Source organism: uncultured Sphingorhabdus sp. (genome assembly GCF_937872355.1).
GTDB lineage: Bacteria > Pseudomonadota > Alphaproteobacteria > Sphingomonadales > Sphingomonadaceae > Sphingorhabdus_B.
Genome location: NZ_CALMSV010000278.1, coordinates 1 through 3,250, shown reverse-complemented (window position 1 = coordinate 3,250; position 3,250 = coordinate 1). Strand labels below are relative to the sequence as shown.

The following is a 3,250-nucleotide window of genomic DNA, read 5'->3' as shown; positions in this document are numbered from 1 at the left end:
GCCCCAGAACAGCGGCTCGCTAAGCACTTTCAGATAGTTGCCGAGTCCTACCCATCGCGGCTGGTCGATGAATGATGACGCCGTGTAGAACGAGAGCTTAATCGAATAGAGGAGAGGCCCGCCAACAATAGCACCGAGCACCAATACACTTCCTATGAACAAACCGATAATTCGCCAGTCCTGTCGCATGACGTGGCCTCTCCTGTCGCCAGTTCCGATGCTCAGCTGATTTTTCGGATTCGATCGGCAGCGGCCTTTACGCAATCACTCGACGACATATTCCTGAGAACCCGATTTTGCAGCATCTCCGGCATAATGTTCGCATCGAAAAGCTTGCACGGCCGCAGATCGATCGACGGACCCGTCATATCCACTGAGTTAAGAACCGTTTTGCTGCCTTCATCAATGAATGACTTCATCTGCTCCATCGTCGCCCAATGCTTTTGAATCATCGGATGATTTTTCCACCGAGGATCGTCGTAAATGTCCAACCGCGCCGGTTGGAAGTTCATCCAGGCGGAGTGCAGCCAATCGATATAGTGCTCGTCAATAAACCATTTTAGAAACTTATAGGCCGCCTCGGTTTGCTTAGTCTTGTAAAGAATAAAGCCATCGAAGGCGAAGGACAGTGCATCCTGCTTACCTGTGCTGTCCGGGGAAGCGAAGATACCATATTTGTTCGCAAGGTCTGGATTGCGAGCTTCGAGCGCCTCGACCACCCGGCCCGAATAAACGGTATGTGCAACCTTCCCCGTCGCAAAAAGGCTCATCAGCTCAGCATAACTGACCGTATTCATGCCAGCCGGCATCGTTTTATAAAGGTCGGCATATAGATCGAGAAAGCGGCCGGTCGGACCGGCATTCTCCGGTGCATCGAGAACCACGTTCCACTTGTCGTCATAGAATTTCGGCGCTTCTGCAAACAGGTTGCCAAAGCTCGCCCAATTGGTGGCACTGTCGCTCGCCAGTGGAATGACGCAGCCGCCCCGCTCGATGTTGCCATCTTTCGTGACAGTCAGCGCTCGGCAATTCTCAAGGAACTCGGCCCATGTCTTGGGAACCTTCAAGCCTTTTTCCTGATACAGATCCTTTCGGTAGAAAACCGTCACCAAATTGTAGTCATAGGGATAGAACCAGTTCTCTCCCTTGTATGACCAAGTCCCCTGCTTGCCCCACGAGTATTTTTTGACGAGATCCGTCAACGGCACAATTTGGTCGGCCATCGCGTATTGCAAAATGTGAGCAATATATCCGGCCGTCGCAATATCGTACGGAGTGCCAGCATTGATGGCCGCCATCGACTTCGCATAACCGCTACTAATCGGCGTAGAGTCGACGACGATTTTTACGCCGAACTTGCTCTGGTATTCATTGCACGCATTGCGCAGAACCGTTTGGCTCGCAGCGGTCGTTTCAGCGTTTAGAAAGCGAAGCGTTATGCCGGACTGTGCATTGACATAGGGCGCGGAAAGTGAGCCAGCGATACCGGCCGCTGCGCCGGCCGTCGTTTTGAGAAAGCGCCGTCGGTCAATACCGCTCCCATTACCCTCGGAGCCCGACACGCTTAAGCTGAGCCTGTCCATGAAGTTCTCTCCCATTGCCATTTTCGGTGGTTGCTGACGTCTGCTTCAATGTTTTGCCGCTCTTGCGCGAGAAGAGGTGCAACGTCTGTTGAGGAAAAGTCACCGAGATCCGGTCGTCCGCTTTCAGTGCGTCGTCGCGCGCAAAAACCGCACGGAACTTGTTGCCGTGGATCGTGCCCAGCACATAGGTCTGCGCGCCAATCTGCTCGACCAATCCGACCACCATTTCAACTGACGCGGGTGTTTCGCCACGCTCGATGTGCTCGGGCCTGATGCCAAGCGTGACATCTTTTTCCGTCTCCAAGAATGCCTGGGCAGGCAACTCAACGTTCAAGTTACCGGAACGCATTGCGAGTACATCTCCCTCGCGCGCCAATTCACCATCAATCAAATTCATCTCCGGCGATCCAATAAAGGCCGCCACGAAGGCGTTCGCGGGCCGGTCATAGAGATCGAGGGGCCTTCCGGCTTGCTGGATAAATCCGTCCCGCATGATCACAATCCGATCGCCCAGCGTCATGGCTTCGACCTGTGGTTTGCCCCCTGAAAAGTGGTCCTCCCTGAAGTAGGCTATTGAGCCGTAGGAGGACGTTGGAATGCCCCAGAAGAAGCACAAACCCGAAGAGATCGTGGCGAAGCTGCGCCAAGTCGATGTTCTGTTGTCGCAAGGTCGTTCTGTCGGAGAAGCGGTCCGTTTGATCGGCGTGACGCAGTTTACGTATTACCGGTGGCGCAAGGAGTTCGGTGGCCTGAAGGGTGACCAGGTGAAGCGGCTGAAGGAGCTCGAGAAAGAGAATGACCGGCTGCGCAAGGCGGTCTCGGACCTGACACTCGAGAAGCTGATCCTGAAAGAGGCTGCTTCGGGAAACTTCTGAGCCCCGCTCGCCGTCGCCGTTGCGTCGATCGTGTCATGGCGAAGTTCTCTGTCTCGGAGCGGTTTGCCTGCAAGGTTCTCGGCCAGCATCGTTCGACCCAGCGCAAAAAGCCGCAAGGCCGGCCCGATGAAGAGGCGTTGACCTCCGACATCATCCGGCTCGCTTCCCGCTATGGCCGTTATGGCTATCGCAGGATCACGGCGATGCTGCGGTCTGAAGGCTGGACGGTGAACGCCAAGCGTGTCGAACGGATCTGGCGGCGGGAGGGGCTGAAGGTTCCCCAGAAGCAACCGAAGAAGGGGCGGCTCTGGTTGAATGACGGATCGTGCATCCGGCTTCGACCCGAGCATCCAAACCATGTCTGGTCCTATGACTTCGTCGAGGGTCGGACCCACGATGGCAGGAGATTCCGCATGCTCAACATCATCGACGAGTTCACCAGGGAATGCCTTGCAATCCGCATCGATCGCAAGCTCAACTCGACCGACGTCATCGACGCCCTGTCGGACCTGTTCATCCTGCGTGGTGTGCCCGGCCATGTCCGTTCCGACAACGGCCCGGAGTTCATCGCCAAGGCTGTACGGGAGTGGATCGTAGCCGTCGGCGCAAAGACAGCGTTCATCGAACCTGGAAGCCCTTGGGAGAACGGCTACTGCGAGAGCTTCAACTCGAAGCTCCGCGACGAACTGCTCGACGGTGAGATCTTCTACAGCCTCGCCGAGGCCAAGATCATCATCGAAGCCTGGCGGCGGTACTACAACACCGAGAGGCCACACTCGTCGCCTGGATACA

The 3,250-nt window shown here is 55.8% G+C and carries 3 protein-coding genes and 1 pseudogene; 1 reads left to right on the top strand and 3 read right to left on the bottom strand.

What is annotated here, in order from left to right; all coding sequences use genetic code 11:
* The 3 genes and pseudogenes from Q0239_RS17610 to Q0239_RS17600 form a co-directional block, all read right to left on the bottom strand.
* Positions 1–189 (bottom strand): annotated as a pseudogene (locus Q0239_RS17610) (hypothetical protein); the annotation flags it as partial.
* 32 nt (positions 190–221) lie between these two features.
* Positions 222–1,604 carry an ABC transporter substrate-binding protein gene (locus Q0239_RS17605; RefSeq protein WP_298605289.1) on the bottom strand — a complete coding sequence of 461 codons (1,383 nt, stop codon included), beginning with the start codon at positions 1,602–1,604 and terminating at the stop codon, positions 222–224.
* Entirely contained in the window at positions 1,543–2,103 is a 561-nt protein-coding gene (locus Q0239_RS17600; protein WP_298605287.1) for a TOBE domain-containing protein, read from the bottom strand. The genes Q0239_RS17605 and Q0239_RS17600 overlap by 62 nt, the downstream gene beginning before the upstream one ends.
* A gap of 76 nt (positions 2,104–2,179) precedes the next feature.
* On the opposite strand from Q0239_RS17600, the gene Q0239_RS17595 reads away from it, so the two are divergent.
* A protein-coding gene (locus Q0239_RS17595) for an IS3 family transposase (protein WP_298605285.1) occupies positions 2,180–3,250 on the top strand; the annotation gives its coding sequence in 2 pieces (ribosomal slippage) (positions 2,180–2,444 and positions 2,444–3,250; 1,072 coding nt annotated over the 2 pieces). This gene is flagged as partial in the annotation.

What these genes read in the sequence shown, in the direction of transcription:
- Q0239_RS17605 (WP_298605289.1), bottom strand. Translation starts at nt 1,604, where the DNA reads ATGGCAATGGGAGAGAACTTCATGGACAGGCTCAGCTTAAGCGTGTCG.
- Q0239_RS17600 (WP_298605287.1), bottom strand. Translation starts at nt 2,103, where the DNA reads ATGACGCTGGGCGATCGGATTGTGATCATGCGGGACGGATTTATCCAG.